The following is a 19,162-nucleotide window of genomic DNA, read 5'->3' as shown; positions in this document are numbered from 1 at the left end:
GTATTGCACAGCGCCGGGTTCTAATCAGTTAGCGACTATATTGACCAGTTTACCCGGCACTACTATCACTTTGCGGATGGTCATGCCTTCGGTGAAGCGCAGTACGTTTTCGTTAACCCGGGCAGCCGCTTCCACTTCTTCGCGGCTGGCGCTGGCAGGCATTTCAATTTGCCCGCGCAGCTTGCCGTTGACTTGAATCACCAGCGTCAGGTTGTCTTGCACCAGTGCCGACTCGTCCAGCTGTGGCCAGTTGGCGTCGATCGCCGCGATTTCATGGCCCAGTTGCTGCCAGATTTCGTGGCTGATGTGCGGCGTGATGGGCGCCAGCAGCAGTACCACGGTTTCCAGGCCTTCCTGCAGCAGGGCGCGGTCCTGGTCTGTGGTCTGTGCAGCTTTTTCAAGCACATTCATCAAGGTCATCACGGCGGCAATTGCGGTGTTGAACTTGTGATGCTGGCCTATATCCTGGCTGGCTTGCTTGATTGCCAGGTGAATGGCGCGGCGCACTTCTTTTTGTGCGTCGTTCAATTCGGCCTGTGGTTTGGCGCTCGGCAAGCCTGCGTTGACGTGGGCCTGAGCCAAGCGCCAGACACGGCGCAGGAAGCGACTAGCGCCTTCAACGCCCGAATCAGACCATTCCAGGCTCATGTCGGGCGGCGAGGCGAACATCATGAACAAGCGGCAAGTATCCGCGCCGTACTGGTCAATCATGGCTTGAGGGTCGACGCCGTTGTTTTTCGACTTCGACATCTTCTCGGTGCCGCCAATCTCGACTGGCATGCCATCAGCCTTGAGTTTTGCAGCAGTCACTTTGCCCTTGCTGTCGTGCTCAATCTCCACATCTGCCGGGTTGAACCAGTCCTTACCGCCGTTTTCAGCAACGCGGTAGTAGGTGTCAGCAACCACCATGCCTTGGGTCAGCAATTTCTTGAACGGTTCGTTTGAGCTCAACAGGCCTTCGTCACGCATCAACTTGTGGAAGAAGCGTGCGTACAGCAAGTGCAGGATCGCGTGTTCAATGCCGCCGATGTATTGATCAACCGGCAGCCAGTGATTGGCAGCGTCCGGGTCAACCATGCCGCCGGTGTAGTTTGGCGAAGCGTAGCGCGCGAAGTACCAGGACGACTCGACGAAGGTGTCCATTGTGTCGGTTTCGCGCTTGGCTGGTGCGCCACATTTCGGGCAGTTGCACTCATAGAACTCAGGCATGCGCGCCAGCGGTGAACCCGCGCCGTCTGGCACCACGTCTTCGGGCAGTACGACTGGAAGCTGGTCTTCCGGTACGGGTACATCGCCACAGCTGTCGCAATGCACGATTGGAATCGGGCAGCCCCAATAACGCTGGCGGCTGATGCCCCAGTCGCGCAGGCGAAATTGCGTGCGAGACTTGCCGAGGTTTTTGTTCTGCAGGGCGACTTCGATCGCGTCGAAGGCGCCAGGGAAGTCGAGGCCATCAAACTCGCCGGAGTTGATCAGCTCGCCGTGCTCGCCATAGGCTTCTTGCCAAGGCGCAGGCGTTTCATCACCTGCGCTGGTGCGCACCACGGCTTTGATTGGCAGGTCGTACTTGCTGGCGAATTCGAAATCGCGCTCATCATGCGCAGGCACGGCCATAACCGCGCCATCGCCGTAATGCATCAATACGTAGTTGGCGACCCAGACTGGCAGTTTATCGCCAGTCAGCGGGTGTTCTACGAACAAATCCGTCGGCAGGCCTTTCTTTTCCTGGGTGGCGATGTCCGCTTCAGCCACGCCGCCACGCTTGCATTCGTCGATAAATGCCTGCAGCTCCGGATTGCCTTGTGCCGCTTGTGTGGCCAGCGGGTGCTCAGCGGCCACTGCGACGTAAGTGGCGCCCATCAAGGTGTCTGGACGGGTGGTGAATACTTTCAGCTCGCCGCTGCTGCCAATGCTGGCAACGTCGTAGGGGAAGCAGACTTCCATGCCACGCGATTTACCGATCCAGTTGCGCTGCATGGTCTTGACCTGCTCAGGCCAGCCATCCAGTTCGTCCAGGCTAGTCAAGAGCTCTTCCGCGTAAGCGGTGATCTTGAAGTAGTACATCGGGATTTCGCGTTTTTCGATCAGCGCGCCACTGCGCCAGCCGCGGCCGTCGATAACCTGCTCGTTTGCCAGGACGGTCTGGTCGACCGGGTCCCAGTTCACGCTGCCGTTTTTACGGTAGATCACGCCTTTTTCAAACAGGCGGGTGAACAGCCACTGCTCCCAACGGTAATAGTCAGGCTTGCAGGTGGTGACTTCGCGTGTCCAGTCGATTGCCAGGCCCAGGCTTTTCAGCTGGGTCTTCATGTAATCGATGTTTTCGTAGGTCCATTTGGCGGGCGCTACCTTGTTTTTCATGGCGGCGTTTTCAGCCGGCATGCCAAAGGCATCCCAGCCCATCGGCTGCAGTACGTTCTTGCCCTGCATACGCTGGTAGCGGGCAATCACATCACCGATGGTGTAGTTGCGCACGTGACCCATGTGCAGCTTGCCGCTCGGGTAGGGGAACATCGACAGGCAATAGAATGTTTCCTTGCCTGGCTGTTCGCTCACTACAAAGGATTTTTGCGCATCCCACTGGGATTGCGCGGCGGCTTCGATTTCGCGTGGCTGATACTGTTCGTGCATGGCTACTTGCGCTAGGAATAGAGGCTTTCGGGAAACGCCGTAGCATACATGACCCCCGGCAACAGTGGGAAACCCTGATTTCATTATCTGGCCATCCATCAGGCAGTCGGTCGCCGTTTGTCGCAGCGGCCCACCGCATAAGTCGAGGTCGCTAAGCTATCAATTAATAGAGCATGTATGCCCGGATGAGGTGCTTGATGGACGAATTTCAAAGGGTGCAAGCCAGTGCCGGGTTATATGGTCGCTTACTGCAACGGCTGACTACCGCGCTGGATGACGCAGAAAGTGTGCGGGGGCTTGTCACAAGCGAACCGCAAGAGCTGGAGTTGCGCGGCTTGACGCCTGCCGAGTTAGGGCTGATCAACGCCTATCTAGAAGGTGACTTGAACTGGTTGCGGGGCTGGCATGCTGCCGCCACAGAGCTTGCCGGTCTTGAGCGTCGTCCCGGTTTGAATGTGCGGCATGCATCAGTCTCGCGATTAAGGCCTTTGAGTACCAGATGTGGTCAGCTAAGTTGCGCCCTCTGTGGCAGTTCCCTGGCGTTGCAGTCGCTGTCGCGGGCGTGCAGTTGCCAGGTTTGTGGGTCAACCTTGTTGCGGATGGAGCGGGCAGAGGAGCTGCATTGAGTTTTCCGCTACAGCTGGACAGTTCGCTTTAATACTCAGGACTTTGACCTGCGCTGCTGAATCAAGACAGCGGTCTGATATATTTCAGCGCTTTACCGCCCCTGTTCGTGACAATACTGTCCGCGACTGTCGATGGATTGACTCAATGCCGCTTCGTTTCCTGATCAAGCAACTGTGCATGCCGCCCGGCGTGTTGTTTATCTTGTTAATCCTCTCATGGTGGCTGCGTAAGCGGGCGCCACGGATTGCTACCTGCTGCTTCGTATGTGGCGCAGGAGGGCTCTATCTGATGAGCTTGCCGGTGACGGTTGAGTGGGCCGCGCAGCAGATCGAAACGGAGCCGGCTCTGAGCGCGGAGCAGGTCGCTCGGTTGGCCCAGCTGGGCGATGCAATCGTTGTGCTCGGGGCTGGTCGTGATCAGGGCGACGCGGCCTGGGCAGAAGACCAACCCAGCGCCTTGGCCATTGAGCGGCTGCGGTATGCCGCAAGGTTGGCCAAGGCTTCAGGGTTGCCAGTGTTGATATCCGGTGGACTGCATTTTGGTAAGCCGCCAAGTGAGGCGGCAATCATGGCCCAGGTGCTGGCCGAGGACTTTTCCGTGGCCACGCATTGGCAAGAGTCGCAGAGCCGCACTACTTGGGAAAACGCGCAGTTTAGTCGTGAGCTCCTCAAGCCCGAGCAGATCAACCGCGTGGTGTTGGTCACGCAAGCCTTTCATATGGCGCGGGCGCGCTGGAGTTTCGAGCAGCTTGGATTTGAGGTGATCCCAGCCCCGGTTGGGTCGCTGGCCAGGCTTGATGCGCGTCCGGATGCCGGCTGGTTACCAGACGGCAAGGCCTTTATGCAAAGCACCTGGCTGATTAACGAGGCGATTGGCCATGTTGGCTATCGCCTGTTTTATTAAGTAGGGGGCTGATTTGCTGCGGGTTAAACGGTTTTTGCAATGCGGCTGGCCAGCAAGGCCCAGCCGAACAGCAGGCCGCAAAGGATAATCAGCGGCCAGGAGCGAAACTGCAGGTAAGGCGTCAAGCCCTGCATCGGCTGGACGCTGCCGTAGAGCATGCCGCGCTTGAACTGTGGCAGCTTGGCGGTGATCTTGCCCATGGGGTCGATCAGTACTGTCATGCCATTGTTGGTGGTGCGAATCATCCAGCGACCTGCTTCCAGGGCGCGCATTTGCGCCATCTGCAAGTGTTGCAGTGGGCCGATTGAGTCTCCGAACCAAGCATCGTTACTGACCGTAAGCAGTAGATCGCTCTTGGCGGCAAGGCCAGCGGCGAACTCCGGATAAACCACTTCATAACAGATCAATGTTGCGATTCTGTAGCCCTTGGCTTCAAGCAGGGGCTGGTCTGAGTCGCCGCGGGCAAAGTCAGACATCGGCAAGTCAAAGAAGGCGATCAGGCCGCGCAGCACTTCCTGTAACGGTACGTATTCACCAAATGGCACCAGCTTTTGCTTGAGGTAGTCACCACTGCCTTGGCCGAGCACGGTTACGCCGTTGTAATAGCGCATCTCACCCGCTTTGTTAGGCTGGCGAATCGGTACGCCGGTGATCAGCGCCGATTTACGCTCACTGGCAAAGTTGTCCATGCTGCTCAGGTAGCCGAGCGCCTGGTCTTTGAGCACCGGCACTGCTGTTTCTGGCCAGATGATCAAGTCGGTTGGCTTGGCGTTCAGTGTCAGGTCACGGTACAGCTCAAGCTGGGCTTCGAGCTTGGCAGGGTCCCATTTCATGCTCTGTTCAATATTGCCTTGGATTGATAGCACGCTCTGCGGCTGTCCGGCGGCTTGGGTCCAGGCGTGGCCATTGAGCAGCAGGCCGCTCAGCCAGGGCGTAGCCAATAGTACTGCGCCAGCGGCTAGAAACGCTGGGCGCTTGCGCAGTGAGTAGAGGTTGATGATTAGCGCTGCGCTCAGGGCCAGGGCAAATGAGATCAGCCATACACCACCGACTGGCGCAAGCCCGGTGAGTGGCCCGTCGAGCTGGCTGTAACCAGCATAAAGCCAAGGGAAACCGGTCAGGAACCAGCCGCGGAAGGCTTCTTGGGCAACCCACAGTGAGGCAAATGCCAGGGCGTCGGCGAGCGGCGCTTCAGGTCGGCGAATCCAGCGCGCCCAGATGGCGGCCGGCAAGGCGAAAAACAACCCCAGGCCCATGACAAAACCAAGCGTCAGCAGGCCCGCCAGCAGGGGAGAGGCAGCACCAAAGGTGTGAATGCTGACGTAGACCCAGCTGGTGCCCGCGGCAAATAGACCAAAGCCATAGCACCAGCCACGGGTGGCCGCTTTGCCTGGGGCCAGGTCACGCAGGCCCAGATAAAACAGGGCGATGGACAGCAGTGCCAGCGGCCAGATATCAAAGGGTGCAAGAGCCAGTGTGGTGATGGCGCCTGCAGCCATGCTAATCAGGTTACCTAGCCAACCCGGGCGGGTGATCCAGCGCATGTTAAATCCTAGACGATAAAAGACCGCTGGAGGCTATAGGTAAGCGCCCATGTTCGGCAAGTTTACAATTGAAGTTGATGCCCCCGACCGAGCCGCAATACAGGCTCGGTCGGGGCCTGTATCAGCCTGCCAGGGGGGTGAGACGCAGCAAATGTACGCGTCGGCTGTCGGCATTGAGGATGCGAAAGCGGAAGCCGCCGATCTCGGTCACTTCGTTGCGCTTTGGCAAGTGGCCAAAGGCACTCATGACCAAGCCGCCAACGGTATCGAACTCATCGTCGGAGAATTCGGTGCCGAAGGCTTCGTTGAAGTTGTCGATCGGGGTTAGCGCCTTGACCAGGAAGTCACCGCTTGGCAGTGGTTTGACGTAGCTGTCTTCCTCGACATCGTGTTCGTCTTCAATGTCGCCGACGATCTGTTCGAGCACGTCTTCAATGGTCACCAGGCCAGCGACGCCGCCGTACTCGTCAATCACCACCGCCATGTGGTTGTGATTGGCGCGGAACTCGCGCAGCAGTACGTTGAGGCGCTTGGATTCAGGGACAAAGGTCGCCGGACGCAGCAGGTCCTTGATGTTGAAACTCTGCTGCTCTTCTTGAAGGATCAGCGGTAGCAGATCCTTGGCGAGCAGAATGCCGATCACATCATCAAGGCTTTCACCCACTACCGGATAGCGCGAGTGCGCCGCCTCGATAATTGATGGCAGAAACTCTTTTGGAGTTTGCGTGGCTTTGATGCTGATCATCTGTGAACGTGGAACCATAATGTCGCGAACTTGCAGGTCAGCCACCTGAATAGCGCCTTCAACGATGGCCAGCGCCTCGCTGTCGAGTAGCTTGTTCTGGTGCGCCTCGCGCAGGACTTCCAGCAGTTCTTGACGGTTTTTCGGCTCGTGAGCAAAAGCCTGTGTCAGCTTATTCAGCCATGACTTTTGCTCGTTGCTCGATCGGTCTTCGCTCATGGGGTTTTACTCAGGATCCTTGCTTGTGATCAATCATTCGTCGTCGGCATAAGGGTCGGGATGACCCAGCTCGGCGAGCAGTGTGCGTTCTAATGCTTCCATTTCCTCGGCTTCTGCATCTTCAATATGGTCGTAGCCTAGAAGGTGCAGGCAGCCGTGAATCACCAGATGTGCCCAGTGGGCCGTCAGGTTTTTATCTTGCTCGATGGCTTCGCGGGCAACCACTGGCGCACAAATGACCAAGTCGCCCAGCAGTGGGATATCAAGCATTTCATCCGGCACGTCCGCCGGGAACGAGAGCACGTTGGTGGCGTACTCGCGCTGGCGGTAAGTGTGATTGAGCTCAAGCCCTTCTGCTTCATCGACCAGGCGTATGGTCAACTCCGAGTCGGCACTGCGCTGGCGCAGTGCAATCTCGCACCATTCGATAAATTGCGCTTGGCTGGGTAAATCGCTGGCATCGCTGGCGATCTGCAGGTCCAGCTCAAGCATCGCTGTTGCCTCGTTCATTGGTGGGCTTGCCATTTGCGTGCTCATCGAAGCGCTCGTAGGCTTCAACAATACGTTGCACCAACGGGTGGCGGACCACGTCCTTGGGCTTGAAATGAGTGAAGCTGATGCCCGGCACATCGCGCAAAACGTCGATGACGTGAGTCAGGCCCGACTTGGTGCCGCGTGGCAGGTCAACCTGGGTGATGTCGCCGGTGATCACTGCGGTGGAGCCGAAGCCGATCCGGGTCAGGAACATCTTCATCTGCTCAAGCGTGGTGTTCTGGCTTTCGTCGAGAATGATAAAGCTGTTGTTGAGCGTGCGGCCGCGCATATAGGCCAGCGGGGCGACCTCAATCACTTGCTTCTCGATCAGGCGGGCCACGTGTTCAAAGCCGAGCATCTCGTAAAGGGCGTCATACAGCGGGCGCAGATAGGGGTCGATCTTTTGCGACAGGTCGCCAGGCAGGAAGCCGAGCTTCTCGCCCGCTTCAACTGCGGGGCGAACCAGGAGAATGCGGCGAATCTGCTCGCGCTCCAGTGCGTCAACTGCGCAGGCCACAGCCAGGTAGGTTTTACCCGTGCCAGCCGGGCCAATACCGAAGTTGATGTCGTGTTCGAGTATGGATTTGACGTAAGCCTGCTGGTTGGTTCCGCGCGGCCTGATCATGCCTTTGCGCGTGCGCAGGGCAATTTTGGATTCGACCGTTGAGTTTTTCAGCTCCTCGATACCGGATTCCTGCAGGAACAGGTGCACCGTGTCAGGCGACAGTTCCGTGCTTTTGGCTTCACGGTAGAGGCGGCGCAGCAACTGCTCTGCTGCGCGGGTTTGCTCGCCATCGCCAAGCAGTTCGAACTGATTGCCGCGATTGCGAATTTCGATTTCGAGGCGTTGCTCAATCAGGCGCAGGTTCTCGTCAAATTGCCCGCAAAGATTGGCAAAGCGGTTGGCTTCGAACGGCTCGAGGATAAAATGATGTGGTTCTGTCTGTATGTTCAAAATAATAAGATGGCCGCCAGTCGGCAGGGGTCGTTGAGCAAGAATAGCCTTAGCTGTTCACGCATGAAAGCATGAACAGCATAGGCTTTAGTCCAGTCTGTGTGAAAGGCCCTGATTTATTGGGCTGCACAGGTTTATTCTGCGCCTGAATCGGTGATCAGGCTGCCGCGCAGTGAGTAAGACTGGGCGCTGTCGATCATGACGTCGACAAATTGGCCAATCAGGCCCGGGTTGTCGCAGCGGAAGTTGACTACGCGGTTGTTCTCGGTGCGACCTTGGAGCATGCCTGGGTCTTTCCTTGAGTAATCGCTGACCAGAATGCGCTGGACGCTACCGACCATGCGTCGCGTGTTTGCCGAGCCGATCTGGTTGATGCGGTCCTGCAGGATCTTCAGTCGCTGCTTTTTCAGCTCCTCGGGGGTGTCGTCGGGCAGGTCTGCGGCCGGGGTTCCGGGGCGCGCGCTGTAGACGAACGAGAAGGAGAAGTCGAAACCGACATCCTCGACCAGCTTCATGGTTTGCTCGAAGTCTTTTTCGGTCTCGCCAGGGAAGCCGATAATAAAGTCGGAGCTGATCAGGATCTCGGGAACCACGGCTTTCAACTTGCGAATACGCGACTTGAACTCAAGCGCCGTATGGTTGCGCTTCATGGCTGCGAGAATCCGGTCGGAGCCCGATTGCACAGGCAAGTGCAGGTATTTGACCAGCTCCGGGATGTCCGCATGGGCTTGAATCAGCGCGTCGGAAAACTCCAGTGGGTGCGAGGTCATGTAGCGGATACGGTCGATGCCATCAATTGCGGCAACCGCATAGAGCAGCTCAGCAAAGTCAGCGGTCTGGCCATCGCCAGTGTCGCCGCGGTAGCCGTTGACGTTCTGCCCAAGCAAGGTCACTTCACGCACGCCGTTTTCGGCCAGGTGGATGATTTCCGAGAGCACGTCAGCCATAGGGCGGCTGACTTCTTCGCCGCGGGTGTAGGGCACTACGCAGAAGGTGCAGTACTTGCTGCAGCCTTCCATCACCGAGACGTAGGCGGTTGGACCATCAATGCGCGGCTCTGGCAGGCGGTCGAATTTCTCGATCTCGGGGAAGGAGACATCCACTTGCGGCAGCTTGGTGACGCGCGCGGCGTTGATCATCTCTGGCAAGCGGTGCAAGGTTTGCGGGCCAAATACCACATCGACATAAGGCGCACGATCGCGGATTGCGGCGCCTTCCTGGCTGGCAACGCAGCCGCCAACGCCGATAACCAGGTCCGGGTTGCTCAGTTTCAGTTCACGCCAGCGGCCCAGCTGGGAATAGACCTTGTCTTGCGCGCGCTCACGGATGGAGCAGGTGTTGAGCAGAATCAGGTCTGCATCTTCTGCGCGTTCAGTCACTTCAAGTGCTTGATGTTCGCCCAAAAGATCGACCATGCGCGAGCTGTCGTACTCGTTCATCTGGCAGCCGTGGGTTTCGATATAAAGCTTCTTGGTCATGCGGGCTCAAAGGGTGATTCGAAGAACCGCATATTATATGCCCCAAGCGCTTGTGTTCCTAGCGTTGCCTGACTGCCTGCATGCTATGATTCGCGCCCGTTATTTTTCTGGCCCGACTAAACTGCCCATATGAGCAAGCGCGAACCTATCTATAAAGTGATTTTTCTAAACCAAGGGCAGGTGTACGAAATGTACGCCAAGCAGATCTTTCAAAGCGATCTGTGGGGCTTTCTTGAGGTGGAGGAGTTTGTCTTTGGTGAGCGTACCCAGGTCGTGGTCGATCCGAGCGAAGAGAAGCTAAAGGCGCAGTTTGATGGTGTCGTGCGCAGCTTTGTCCCTATGCATTCGATCATTCGGATTGATGAAGTCGAGCGCCTGGGCACGCCAAAGATCAGCGAGGCCAAGGGCGGCGGCAATATTATGCCGTTCCCAATGCCGATGCCTGATAAGTAGATCGAGCTGCGCCCTGGCGCATCAGTCGTTGTGTGGCAACATTGATGCGCCTGCCTGCTAAGGCAGCGGATTGAAGGGCGTTATATGCTCGGCTGTTTGCAGTTCCTGCAAATAGTTGCGGAATATTTGTCCCAGCACCTGGTTGGAAATTTCCAGTTCACTGCGCTGCATCTGCGCGGCAATCAAGTCTGCGCTGTCCATGGCCTGGTCCGAGCCGTTGACCGCCGCCATTTTCAGCACAATGTAGGCCTGAATATTATTGGCTGGCACGCCTTCGCCACGGAAGAACATCATGCCGAGGTGATATTGCGCTTGCGCGTGGCCTTTGAGCGAGGCTTGCTCGAACCAGTTGAGCGATTGTTGCAGGTCGCGGGGGGCACGCTCGCCATCGTAATAGAACTCACCCAGCTCAAATGCCGCCTGGGGATCACCCGCATTGGCGGATGCCAGGCAGGCATCAAGCGCATTAGGCAGTTCTTCAGGGGCAGTATTTAGTGAGCAGCTCCCTGTCGCTGGAATAAGCAGCGAATTACCGCCCGCGAAAGCGAGTAAGGGTAGAAGCAGCAGGCAGCCCAGAGATAGGGCGCGGCCGGTGCGGTTCATGAAGGTCCGTGTTCCTCGCAGTGCAATACGACTAATGAGTGGCCCGTAAAACGTGGCGGGTGTCACATTATGAAATAAGCAGTGGTGTTCTTACAAAGTGTTTACGGTGTTTATCGTAAATAGCTGTAATGCGGCGGCTTCGCGTCCTGTTCGGATTCACTGGAAAACCATATCCATTCCATATAAATCAGATGCTTAAGCTTTTAAGTGGCTCGCCGGTGAGCTATTCCCTTGCAGGTTCACTGGTGTGAGTTGAGACCGCGCTGTGCCCTGGCAGTTTCAATAATAACCAGGCGAGTAGCGGATAGGCGGGTGTCAGCAGCAGGTGAAACAAGTCTACCCGGCGTATGCCGCCCAGGTAACCGTCGGTGCCAATAGCCAGGCCTGCAATTGCAAAGAGTCCAACCGCGACGGCCGCTGCGAGCATCATGGCCTTGTTGGGGCGTTGGATTATTCCGGCGTAGAGCACCAGTGCGAGGGTGCTGAGGTTCAGCAACAAGCGGTACTCAGCCAATAGGTTAAGTTGCCGTGCCAGTTCAAAGAAAGCACACAAACCGAGCAGTATTCGTCCCCAGTTGGCCCGACTCCAGGCCCAGCTGCGGCTTAGCGTCAAGGCTGCGCAGCCGATCAGGGGGAGGCCGAGGAAGGTGCTGGCCTGGCTTAGCCAGAGGTGAGTGCCTTGCCAGTCAGGATCCAGGCCATAGCGCACGCTGCCGCAACTAGCAGCGCCAGCTGTCAGGGCAAACCCCAGCAGGGCGCAAAACAAGGCCGGTTGATCGGCTTCGTCATAACGCGCCCGGGCCCGGCCAATGACGATGGCGCTGGCGATGCAAGCCAGCGCCAGCAATGCATCGCTGGCGGCTGTGCTGTATTGCATCAGGCTTTGGTCATCTCGGCGAACGCATTCTGCGCTGCATCGAGGGTCAGCTTGAGCTCTGTCTCGCCAAGGGCGATTGAGGTGAAGCCGGCTTCGAATGCGCTAGGCGCCAGGTACACGCCGCCCTTGAGCATCAGGTGGAAGAACTGCTTGAAGCGTTCGGTATCGCTGCTCATCACGTCTTCAAAGCTGCTGATATTCTTGCGCTCGGTGAAGTACAGGCCAAACATGCCGCCCGCTTGGGTGGTCGTGAAGGCAATGCCTGCGGCATCGGCGCGTTCTTGCAAGCCTTGCAATAACCGAGCGGTGTAGTCGCTCAATTCGGCGTGGAAGCCCGGGCGGCTGATCAAGCGCAGCGTGGTCAGGCCGGCGGCCATGGCCAGCGGATTACCAGACAAGGTGCCTGCTTGGTAAACCGGGCCAAGCGGAGCGATGTGGCTCATGATTTCGCGCTTGCCGCCGAAGCAGCCAACTGGCATGCCGCCACCAATAATCTTGCCGAAGGTCGACAGGTCCGGGGTTACGCCGTAATGCGCCTGTGCCCCACCCAGGGCGACGCGGAAGCCGGTCATGACTTCGTCGAAGATCAACACTACGCCGTGCTTGTCACACTGCTCACGCAGGCCTTCAAGGAAGCCGGGCGCCGGCGGTACGCAGTTCATATTGCCCGCCACGGGTTCAACGATGATGCAGGCCACATCCTTGCCGACCTCGCTCAGGCACTTGGTTACGGCATCGATGTCGTTGAAAGGCAGCGTCAAGGTGTGCTTGGCGAAGGCTTCGGGTACGCCCGGCGAGCTTGGTACGCCGAGGGTCAGGGCGCCGGAGCCAGCTTTCACCAGCAGGCTGTCGGAGTGACCGTGGTAGCAGCCTTCGAACTTGATGATCGAGTCGCGCCCGGTGAAACCGCGTGCCAGGCGAATCGCACTCATGGTCGCTTCGGTGCCGGAGCTGACCATTCGCACCATTTCCATGGAGGGCACGATGCTGCACACCAGGTCAGCCATCTCGGTTTCCATGGCGGTCGGTGCGCCGTAAGACAGGCCGTGTTCCAGCTGTTTGCGCACCGCGTCAAGGACGTCTGGATGGCTGTGGCCGAGAATCATCGGGCCCCACGAACCCACGTAGTCGACATAGCGCTTGTCATCTTCATCAGTGACATAAGCGCCAGCGGCGTGCTTGAAGAACAGGGGAGTGCCGCCCACGCTCTTGAAGGCGCGAACCGGTGAGTTTACGCCGCCAGGGATGTGCTGCTGGGCGTTGGCAAACAGGGTTTCTGAGCGTGACATGGGAGCCTCTTCAAGTCTGCGCAGGGTGTTGAACCCTGCAAAATTTAATCTGTGGTTGGCCTGCGGCCTAGTCAAATAGCGCGCTGAAGGCGCGGGCGCGGCGCTCGACTTCAGCCGCGGAGTCGGCGGCAAACAGCCCGTGAATAACTGCAATCATACTGGCGCCTGCGCTTATCAGCTGCGTGGCGTTCTCAAGGGTGATGCCGCCAATCGCTACGATCGGCAGGTGGAAGCGACTCGCGGCCTGATTAAGCAGTTCGACAGTCGCGGCCGGCGCACCCGGTTTGGTATTTGAGTTGAAAAAGCGGCCAAAGGCGATGTAGCTGGCGCCTTCGTTAACTGCGTTCTGTGCCAGCTCAAGTTCGGCGTGGCAGGTGCCGCCAATCACTGCGTTGCGTCCCAGCAGGGCACGCGCGACGGCCAGCGAGCCGTCACTCTGGCCAAGGTGCAAGCCGACACCGAGGCGCGCAGCGAGCTCTGCGTCATCGTTGATGATCAAGGTCGCGCCGTAGCGAGCACACAGCTCGCGCAATGCTTCAGCCTCACGCAGGCGTCGCGCTTCATTAGTCGACTTGTCGCGATACTGCAGCAGCTTGGCGCCACCTTTAAGCGCTGCCTCGGTATAGGGCAGCAACTTGTCACCTGCCAGAAGCTGGCTGTCGGTAATCGCGTAGAGCCCGCGCAATTTCATCAGATGCTCTCCATCAGAACCCGTCCAGCGGCAAGCGCCGCGGGATAAATTGGCCCTGGCCAGGTTGCTCTGCATCACGCAGGGTGCGCCAGGTGTAGTCGAGAGCTGTGCGCACGGCGCTGATCAACTCTTCGCCAATTGCCAAGCGTCCAGCCAAGGTGCTTGCCAGTGTGCAGCCCGAGCCGTGATAGCTGCCGGGCAGCCGCTGGCAGGTGAAGGTGTGCTGGTCACCGCCGCGTGAGTAAAGGCGATTGTGTACTTCATGCTCGTCACCATGACCGCCGGTAATCAGCAAATGCTCGATGAAGGGCAACAGCTTGGCGGCGCACTCATCGGCGCTGCCATCAGGCAACTCGGCCAGGATCCGTGCTTCGGGCAGGTTGGGCGTGGCAATTGTAGAGGCTGGGAACAGTCGTTCGCGCATGGCGTAGCCAACTTCATCCTTGCCCAGCGCGCCACCGCCTCCTGCGCGCAGAACAGGGTCGCATACCAGTGGAATACCGGGCAGCTTGTTGCGGATCTCCAGTACCGTCTCGACCATTTCGACCGAGCCGAGCATGCCCAGCTTGATCGCCTCGACATGCAGGTCGGCGATGACGGCATTGGCTTGCGCCAGCACCCATTCGCGATCCAGCACGCGGAAGTCACTCACGTTGACAGTGTCCTGAACGGTCAAGGCAGTCACCGTAGGTGCAGCGTGACAGCCCTGGGCGAGCAGCGCTTCGATATCGGCCTGCAAACCGGCACCACCACTTGGGTCGTGTCCAGACAGGCAAAGTACTACTGGGCGGGAAGTAGGCATTTTCATGGTGCGCGAGCTTATCATTAAATCGCGGATATTGGCCTGCGACATGAATGTCTGGCGCTATAGCGATTGGCGATTTTAAAGCGGGTGGCTAGAACGCTTGCCTGACCCATGTATCAGGATTTCAGCTTGGGTTAAAACCTTTGGCTAAATGTGAGCTGGTCAAGTTACTGCATAATATGTGAGAAGGTTGCTTATTGCAGGTTTTAGCCTGTGATATCGTGTCGATAATTCGAAGAAACAGGCATGCCAGACGGCGTCAAATAAGTGAGTTGGGGCTCACGGCGCAGTCCGAAGTTGTCGGTCATCACGTTACCGCGGGGCTGAATGCGCACCATTTTGATCCTGTTGCTTGCTGTCTGGCCGGTGTTGGCCGGGGCCGTGACATTTGATGAACATACGCGATCAGTAGATTTGGGTCGTGCGAGCTATGTGCTTGAAGACGCCAGTGGTGCAGCCACTATTGATCAAGTCTCGTCGGCTGACTTTGCGCCGCGTTTCAAACGCCAATCCGAACAGGTACTGAATGCCGGTTACTCGCGATCGGTGTTTTGGCTGCGCGTCGATCTGGATTACCAGCCGTTGCAACTGACTGGCGAGAAATCCTGGTTGCTGGAGTTGGCCTATCCACCGCTCGATCACCTGATGCTCTATATGGACAACGGCCGAGGTGGTTTCGATCTGCTGCGCACGACAGGTGACGCGCTGCCTTATGTTTCGCGAGAAATCAAAAACAATAACTTCCTGTTTGAGCTGGGCTTGCAACCTGATCAGCCCAGGCGGGTTTATTTGCGCCTGCAAAGCCAGGGGTCGATCCAGGCACCGTTGAAGCTTTGGGCGCCGAATGCCTACATCGAAAGCCAGCCGACGCGTATCTATGTGCTGGGCATCATCTACGGCGTGCTGCTGGGGATGATGGTCTACAACCTGTTCATTTATCTCAGCGTGCGCGACACCAGCTACCTTTACTACATTTTGTATATTGCTTCGTTTGGTCTTTACCAGGTGTCGGTGAACGGTGCCGGTATCGCGTATTTCTGGCCGGATAATCCTTGGTGGGCTAATGCCGCCACGCCATTCTTGATCGGCTCAGCGACATTTTTCGGCACTCAGTTCGCGCGTAGCTTTTTGCAAACTGCTCAGCACGGTAAATGGCTGGATCGCTCTTTGCTCATTGTGATGCTTGTGGCGGTGTTGGTGATGGTTTTAGCCTTGACCGCCAGCTATGCCTTGTCGTTACGCCTCGCCACTTACCTGGCGCTGGTTTTCACCTTGGTTGTTTTCTATGCGGGGCTGGCAGCCTGGTGGAGCGGCATGCGCGTTGCGCGCTACTTCATCTTTGCCTGGTCGGCGTTTTTGCTCGGCGGTATCGTCAATACGCTAATGGTGCTCGGCTTTTTGCCAAATGTCTTTATCACCATGTACGCCAGTCAGATAGGCTCGGCGCTTGAGGTGGCACTGCTGTCCTTGGCCCTGGCGGACAGGATCAACGTTCTCAAAGAAGAACGCACGGCAATTTTGCAGTCGGCCCGGCGTGAGCTGGAGTCGCTTAACCAAGCACTGGCCAATAATAACCGGCTCAAGGACGAGTTTCTGGCGACCATCAGCCACGAGTTGCGCACGCCCATGAACGGTGTGATTGGCTCTTTGGACTTGCTGCAAACCGTTCGCCTGGACAATGAAATGGAACAGTACCGCTCCATGGCACAGGGTTCTGCGCAAGAGATGATGCGCATGATCAATAACATCCTGGTCCTGACGGAGTTGCAGGCTGGCCGGTTATATCCACTGTGCGAGCCTTTCAGCTTGCGGGTGCTGATCGACTCGCTCAGCGATCAGTACATGCCGCTTGCGCAGGGTAAAGGCTTGGAATTCGTGGTTGAGTACGATGAGACGCTGGCCGATGAGCTAGAAGGTGATTTGGCCAAACTTCGCTTGAGTATCGGCATCCTCCTGGATAATGCGATTAAATTCACCGATAAAGGCCGCGTGACCTTGCGCATCAATCCACAGCCTGATGCCCAGCATGATGTGCCATTGTGCATTGACGTGATTGATACCGGTGCAGGTTTCAATCAGGCCCACAACAACTCTTTGTACCAATGCTTCCAGCAATTGGATGGCTCGATGACCCGGAGGTTTGGTGGCTTGGGCATTGGCTTGGCCATTTGTCGGCAGATGGTCGCGCTGTTGGGCGGTGACCTCAGCCATGAGTCGCAGCCGGGCAAGGGCAGCCATTTCAAACTGAAGGTGCGTCTGGCGCTTGCCGGTACGCTCGCCGCCAAGGCGCATACACAGCGTCAACCTTCATAAAGCTGATCAGTTGCCGGTCTTTTTGGCCGCAATCGCTGGCTGAAACGACCTCGAATCTGCCTTAAATCCCCCTGTATTGAAAAACTGAATTCTGATTCACTGAGCAAATGATGAATCAGGATTCAGACTATGGTTTACCGCACTAGTGCCTTACGAGTTGACCGCGACACTGCCTTGCGCTCGCGAATCCTGCGTTGTGCTTTGGCGCGCGTGAGCGAGGCTGGATTTGCTGCCCTGACCATGCAGGCGTTGGCTGAAGATGTTGGTATCGCAACGGGCAGCCTGTATCGCCACTTTCGTAATAAGGGAGAGTTGGCCGCCGAAGTATTTGCCCTCGCCAGCCAGCGTGAGGTCGATGCCATGGCGCTGGCATTGCAAACACCGGCGCCACCGGCGAAGCGACTGGCTGCTGGTTTGACCCAGTTTGCCGCGCGTGCCTGGCACAGCCGCTATTTGGCTTACGCACTGATTGCTGAACCGGTTGATCCCGAAGTGGATGAGCAACGCCTGCTATATCGCCAAGCCTATGCCGCGCTTTTGGTCGAGGTCCTGGAGGAAGGAGCTGCCAGCGGTAATTTTCGTGTGCAACACCCTCAACTAAGCGCTGCCTGTCTGGTTGGTGCTATTGCTGAATCATTGGTCGGGCCTTTATCGCCAAGTGCTTGCGCTGCTCGTGCCAAGGGCCAGCCAGCCCTGGGGCTGGGTGATATTACGGCAGGCCTGATCGCATTCTGTTTAAGCGCCGTTGGCGCCAAGGAGTCATCCGCATGAACCCGAGCCTCAACGCAGAAACCCATGAAGTATTCAACCAGGTACCGCCGCTAGATGGCGCCAATTTGTACCGTGTCGATTTGCCGCTGCAGGAGTGGAACCGTCGGTTTGGCGGTGCTTGGGCTGAAGACAGGCTGCATAACTATGGTTCGCTTGCCGGCGGCCCGTTAATGGCGGCTGGCTTTTTGGCCAACGAGCAAAAGCCTGTGTTTAAAAGTCACGATCGGTACGGCCATCGTATCGATCTGGTTGAGTTTCACCCGGCCTACCACGAACTAATGGGCGCCGCGATCAAGCACGGTTTGCCGTCGTCGCCCTGGACGGATCCGCGCAGCGGCGCTCATGTGGCACGGGCGGCCATGAGTTATTTGCACAGTCAGGCAGAGGCTGGTTCAGGCTGTCCGCTGACCATGACCTACGCCAGTGTTCCGGCGATCAAGCTGCAGCCGGATATCGCAAAAATCTGGCTGCCAAAAATTCTCTCGACGGAGTACGACCCGCGCAATCTGCCGATCGAGCAGAAAACCGGTGCGACCATCGGCATGGCCATGACCGAGAAGCAGGGCGGTACCGATGTGCGCGCCAACACCACGCGTGCCCATCCCGTGGGAATTCCGGGGCCGGGGCAGGCCTATGAATTGGTCGGCCACAAATGGTTCTGTTCGGCGCCCATGTGCGATGCCTTTCTGACCCTGGCCTACACCGACAAGGGCCTGAGCTGCTTCTTGTTGCCACGCCATCGCCCAGATGGCTCGCGCAACGAGTTCTATATCCAGCGCCTGAAAAACAAGCTGGGCAACTGGTCGAACGCCTCCAGCGAGGTGGAATACCGTGGCGCCTTGGCGTGGATGATTGGTGAGGAAGGGCGCGGCGTACCGACTATTATCGAAATGGTCTCGCTGACCCGCTTTGATTGCATGATCGGCTCCAGTGCCCTGATGCGCCAAGCCCTGACTCAGGCCGCACACCACTGCGCATATCGCAAGGTTGGCGGACGTGTGTTGGCCGAGCAGCCATTGATGCAAAACGTCCTGGCGGATTTGGCCCTAGAAAGCGAAGCTGCGCTGGCACTGACCCTGCGCATGGGCAAGGCGCTGGATAACGCCCATGACGAGCAGGAAGAAAAATTCGCCCGCCTGGTCACCGCAATCGGTAAATACTGGATCTGCAAGCGCGCGCCGGCCATGATCAACGAAGCGCAAGAATGCTTGGGTGGCGCCGGTTATGTTGAGGAAACCATCTTGCCGCGCCTGTACCGCGAAGCTCCGGTCAATTCGATCTGGGAAGGCTCGGGCAATGTGCAGTGCCTCGATGTGTTGCGCGCCTTGTCGAAGGAGCCGGGCGTGCTCGAAGCCCTGTTCAGCGAGTTGGGCGACGGCCATGGCGATGCGCGCCTGAAAGCCCATATCGGCAAGGTGCAGGCCGCATTCCGCGACACCGACGATATTCAGTTCCGCGCACGCCAGCTAACTGAGGATGTGGCCATTGCGCTGCAAGCCAAGTTGTTGCTTGAAGCGGGCAATACCACGGTGTCCGATGCTTTCCTGGCTAGCCGTCTCGGTGATGGCGGCCGGGTTTATGGCACCCTGCCACGAGGCGTTGATGCGCAGGCCTTGGTCGCGCGCAGCACGCCGCATCTGGCTTGATTTGCGGCGCTCGCCTTTTGGCGGCTGTTGCCCGATCGGCTGGCTGAGCAGTGCATAGCCTGTCATCTGGGGCTGGCTCAA

Annotated in this window: 17 protein-coding genes; 6 read left to right on the top strand and 11 right to left on the bottom strand. The window is 57.8% G+C overall.

Annotation, left to right across the window (positions count from 1 at the left end; genetic code table 11):
* Positions 1-24: 24 nt before the first annotated feature.
* On the bottom strand, positions 25-2,631 hold the full coding sequence (gene leuS / locus AACY26_RS19480; protein ID WP_339516489.1) for a leucine--tRNA ligase: 2,607 nt from the start codon (positions 2,629-2,631) through the stop codon (positions 25-27).
* Between the two features lie 197 nt (positions 2,632-2,828).
* On the opposite strand from leuS, the gene AACY26_RS19475 reads away from it, so the two are divergent.
* Complete coding sequence (locus AACY26_RS19475) at positions 2,829-3,257, top strand: hypothetical protein (RefSeq protein ID WP_339516488.1); 429 nt, start codon at positions 2,829-2,831, stop codon at positions 3,255-3,257.
* 145 nt (positions 3,258-3,402) lie between these two features.
* Positions 3,403-4,161: a YdcF family protein gene (locus AACY26_RS19470; RefSeq protein WP_339516486.1), complete on the top strand. Its 759-nt coding sequence runs from the start codon at positions 3,403-3,405 to the stop codon at positions 4,159-4,161.
* Positions 4,162-4,184: 23 nt separating this feature from the next.
* On the opposite strand, the gene lnt is transcribed toward AACY26_RS19470, so the two are convergent.
* From lnt to miaB, 5 genes are all read right to left on the bottom strand, one after another.
* Positions 4,185-5,705 (bottom strand): apolipoprotein N-acyltransferase, encoded by a 1,521-nt coding sequence (gene lnt / locus AACY26_RS19465; protein WP_339516484.1) that lies wholly within the window; start codon positions 5,703-5,705, stop codon positions 4,185-4,187.
* A 121-nt stretch (positions 5,706-5,826) separates the two neighbouring features.
* Positions 5,827-6,666 (bottom strand): HlyC/CorC family transporter, encoded by an 840-nt coding sequence (locus AACY26_RS19460; RefSeq protein WP_339516482.1) that lies wholly within the window; start codon positions 6,664-6,666, stop codon positions 5,827-5,829.
* A gap of 33 nt (positions 6,667-6,699) precedes the next feature.
* Complete coding sequence (ybeY, locus tag AACY26_RS19455; RefSeq protein WP_339516643.1) at positions 6,700-7,158, bottom strand: rRNA maturation RNase YbeY; 459 nt, start codon at positions 7,156-7,158, stop codon at positions 6,700-6,702.
* A complete protein-coding gene (locus AACY26_RS19450) occupies positions 7,151-8,155 on the bottom strand; it encodes a PhoH family protein (protein WP_339516479.1) in 1,005 nt (334 codons plus the stop codon). Before AACY26_RS19450 ends, ybeY begins: the two co-directional genes overlap by 8 nt.
* 134 nt (positions 8,156-8,289) lie before the next feature.
* On the bottom strand, positions 8,290-9,633 hold the full coding sequence (gene miaB, locus AACY26_RS19445; RefSeq protein ID WP_339516476.1) for a tRNA (N6-isopentenyl adenosine(37)-C2)-methylthiotransferase MiaB: 1,344 nt from the start codon (positions 9,631-9,633) through the stop codon (positions 8,290-8,292).
* 129 nt (positions 9,634-9,762) lie between these two features.
* Here miaB and AACY26_RS19440 point away from each other — a divergent pair, with 129 nt between their 5' ends.
* Entirely contained in the window at positions 9,763-10,086 is a 324-nt protein-coding gene (locus AACY26_RS19440; RefSeq protein ID WP_010487263.1) for a DUF1820 family protein, read from the top strand.
* Positions 10,087-10,143: 57 nt separating this feature from the next.
* Here AACY26_RS19440 and AACY26_RS19435 read toward each other — a convergent pair whose 3' ends face one another.
* The 5 genes from AACY26_RS19435 to AACY26_RS19415 all read right to left on the bottom strand — a co-directional run bounded on the left by AACY26_RS19435 (position 10,144) and on the right by AACY26_RS19415 (position 14,354).
* Positions 10,144-10,689, bottom strand: a complete 546-nt coding sequence (locus AACY26_RS19435; protein WP_339516472.1) for a tetratricopeptide repeat protein — start codon at positions 10,687-10,689, stop codon at positions 10,144-10,146.
* 223 nt (positions 10,690-10,912) lie between these two features.
* Positions 10,913-11,566 (bottom strand): DUF6962 family protein, encoded by a 654-nt coding sequence (locus tag AACY26_RS19430; RefSeq protein ID WP_339516470.1) that lies wholly within the window; start codon positions 11,564-11,566, stop codon positions 10,913-10,915.
* Positions 11,566-12,855, bottom strand: a complete 1,290-nt coding sequence (gene hemL, locus AACY26_RS19425) for a glutamate-1-semialdehyde 2,1-aminomutase (protein ID WP_339516469.1) — start codon at positions 12,853-12,855, stop codon at positions 11,566-11,568. Before hemL ends, AACY26_RS19430 begins: the two co-directional genes overlap by 1 nt.
* A 67-nt stretch (positions 12,856-12,922) precedes the next feature.
* Positions 12,923-13,546: a thiamine phosphate synthase gene (gene thiE, locus AACY26_RS19420; protein ID WP_339516467.1), complete on the bottom strand. Its 624-nt coding sequence runs from the start codon at positions 13,544-13,546 to the stop codon at positions 12,923-12,925.
* Between the two features lie 13 nt (positions 13,547-13,559).
* The gene (locus AACY26_RS19415; protein ID WP_339516464.1) at positions 13,560-14,354 is read right to left on the bottom strand and encodes a bifunctional hydroxymethylpyrimidine kinase/phosphomethylpyrimidine kinase; all 795 of its coding nucleotides are present in this window, start codon (positions 14,352-14,354) and stop codon (positions 13,560-13,562) included.
* Positions 14,355-14,678: 324 nt separating this feature from the next.
* On the opposite strand from AACY26_RS19415, the gene AACY26_RS19410 reads away from it, so the two are divergent.
* The 3 genes from AACY26_RS19410 to AACY26_RS19400 all read left to right on the top strand — a co-directional run bounded on the left by AACY26_RS19410 (position 14,679) and on the right by AACY26_RS19400 (position 19,081).
* Complete coding sequence (locus AACY26_RS19410) at positions 14,679-16,664, top strand: sensor histidine kinase (RefSeq protein ID WP_339516463.1); 1,986 nt, start codon at positions 14,679-14,681, stop codon at positions 16,662-16,664.
* A 129-nt stretch (positions 16,665-16,793) separates the two neighbouring features.
* The gene (locus AACY26_RS19405; RefSeq protein ID WP_339516462.1) at positions 16,794-17,435 is read left to right on the top strand and encodes a TetR/AcrR family transcriptional regulator; all 642 of its coding nucleotides are present in this window, start codon (positions 16,794-16,796) and stop codon (positions 17,433-17,435) included.
* Positions 17,432-19,081, top strand: coding sequence for an acyl-CoA dehydrogenase family protein (locus AACY26_RS19400; RefSeq protein WP_339516461.1), 1,650 nt, complete (start codon positions 17,432-17,434; stop codon positions 19,079-19,081). Before AACY26_RS19405 ends, AACY26_RS19400 begins: the two co-directional genes overlap by 4 nt.
* Positions 19,082-19,162 lie beyond the last annotated feature (81 nt).

Origin of the sequence: Pseudomonas sp. RL_15y_Pfl2_60 (assembly GCF_963970595.1) — a bacterium.
Classification (GTDB): Bacteria; Pseudomonadota; Gammaproteobacteria; order Pseudomonadales; family Pseudomonadaceae; genus Aquipseudomonas.
The sequence above is the reverse complement of the archived record's forward strand: the minus strand, read 5'-3'. Positions and strand labels throughout refer to the sequence as shown.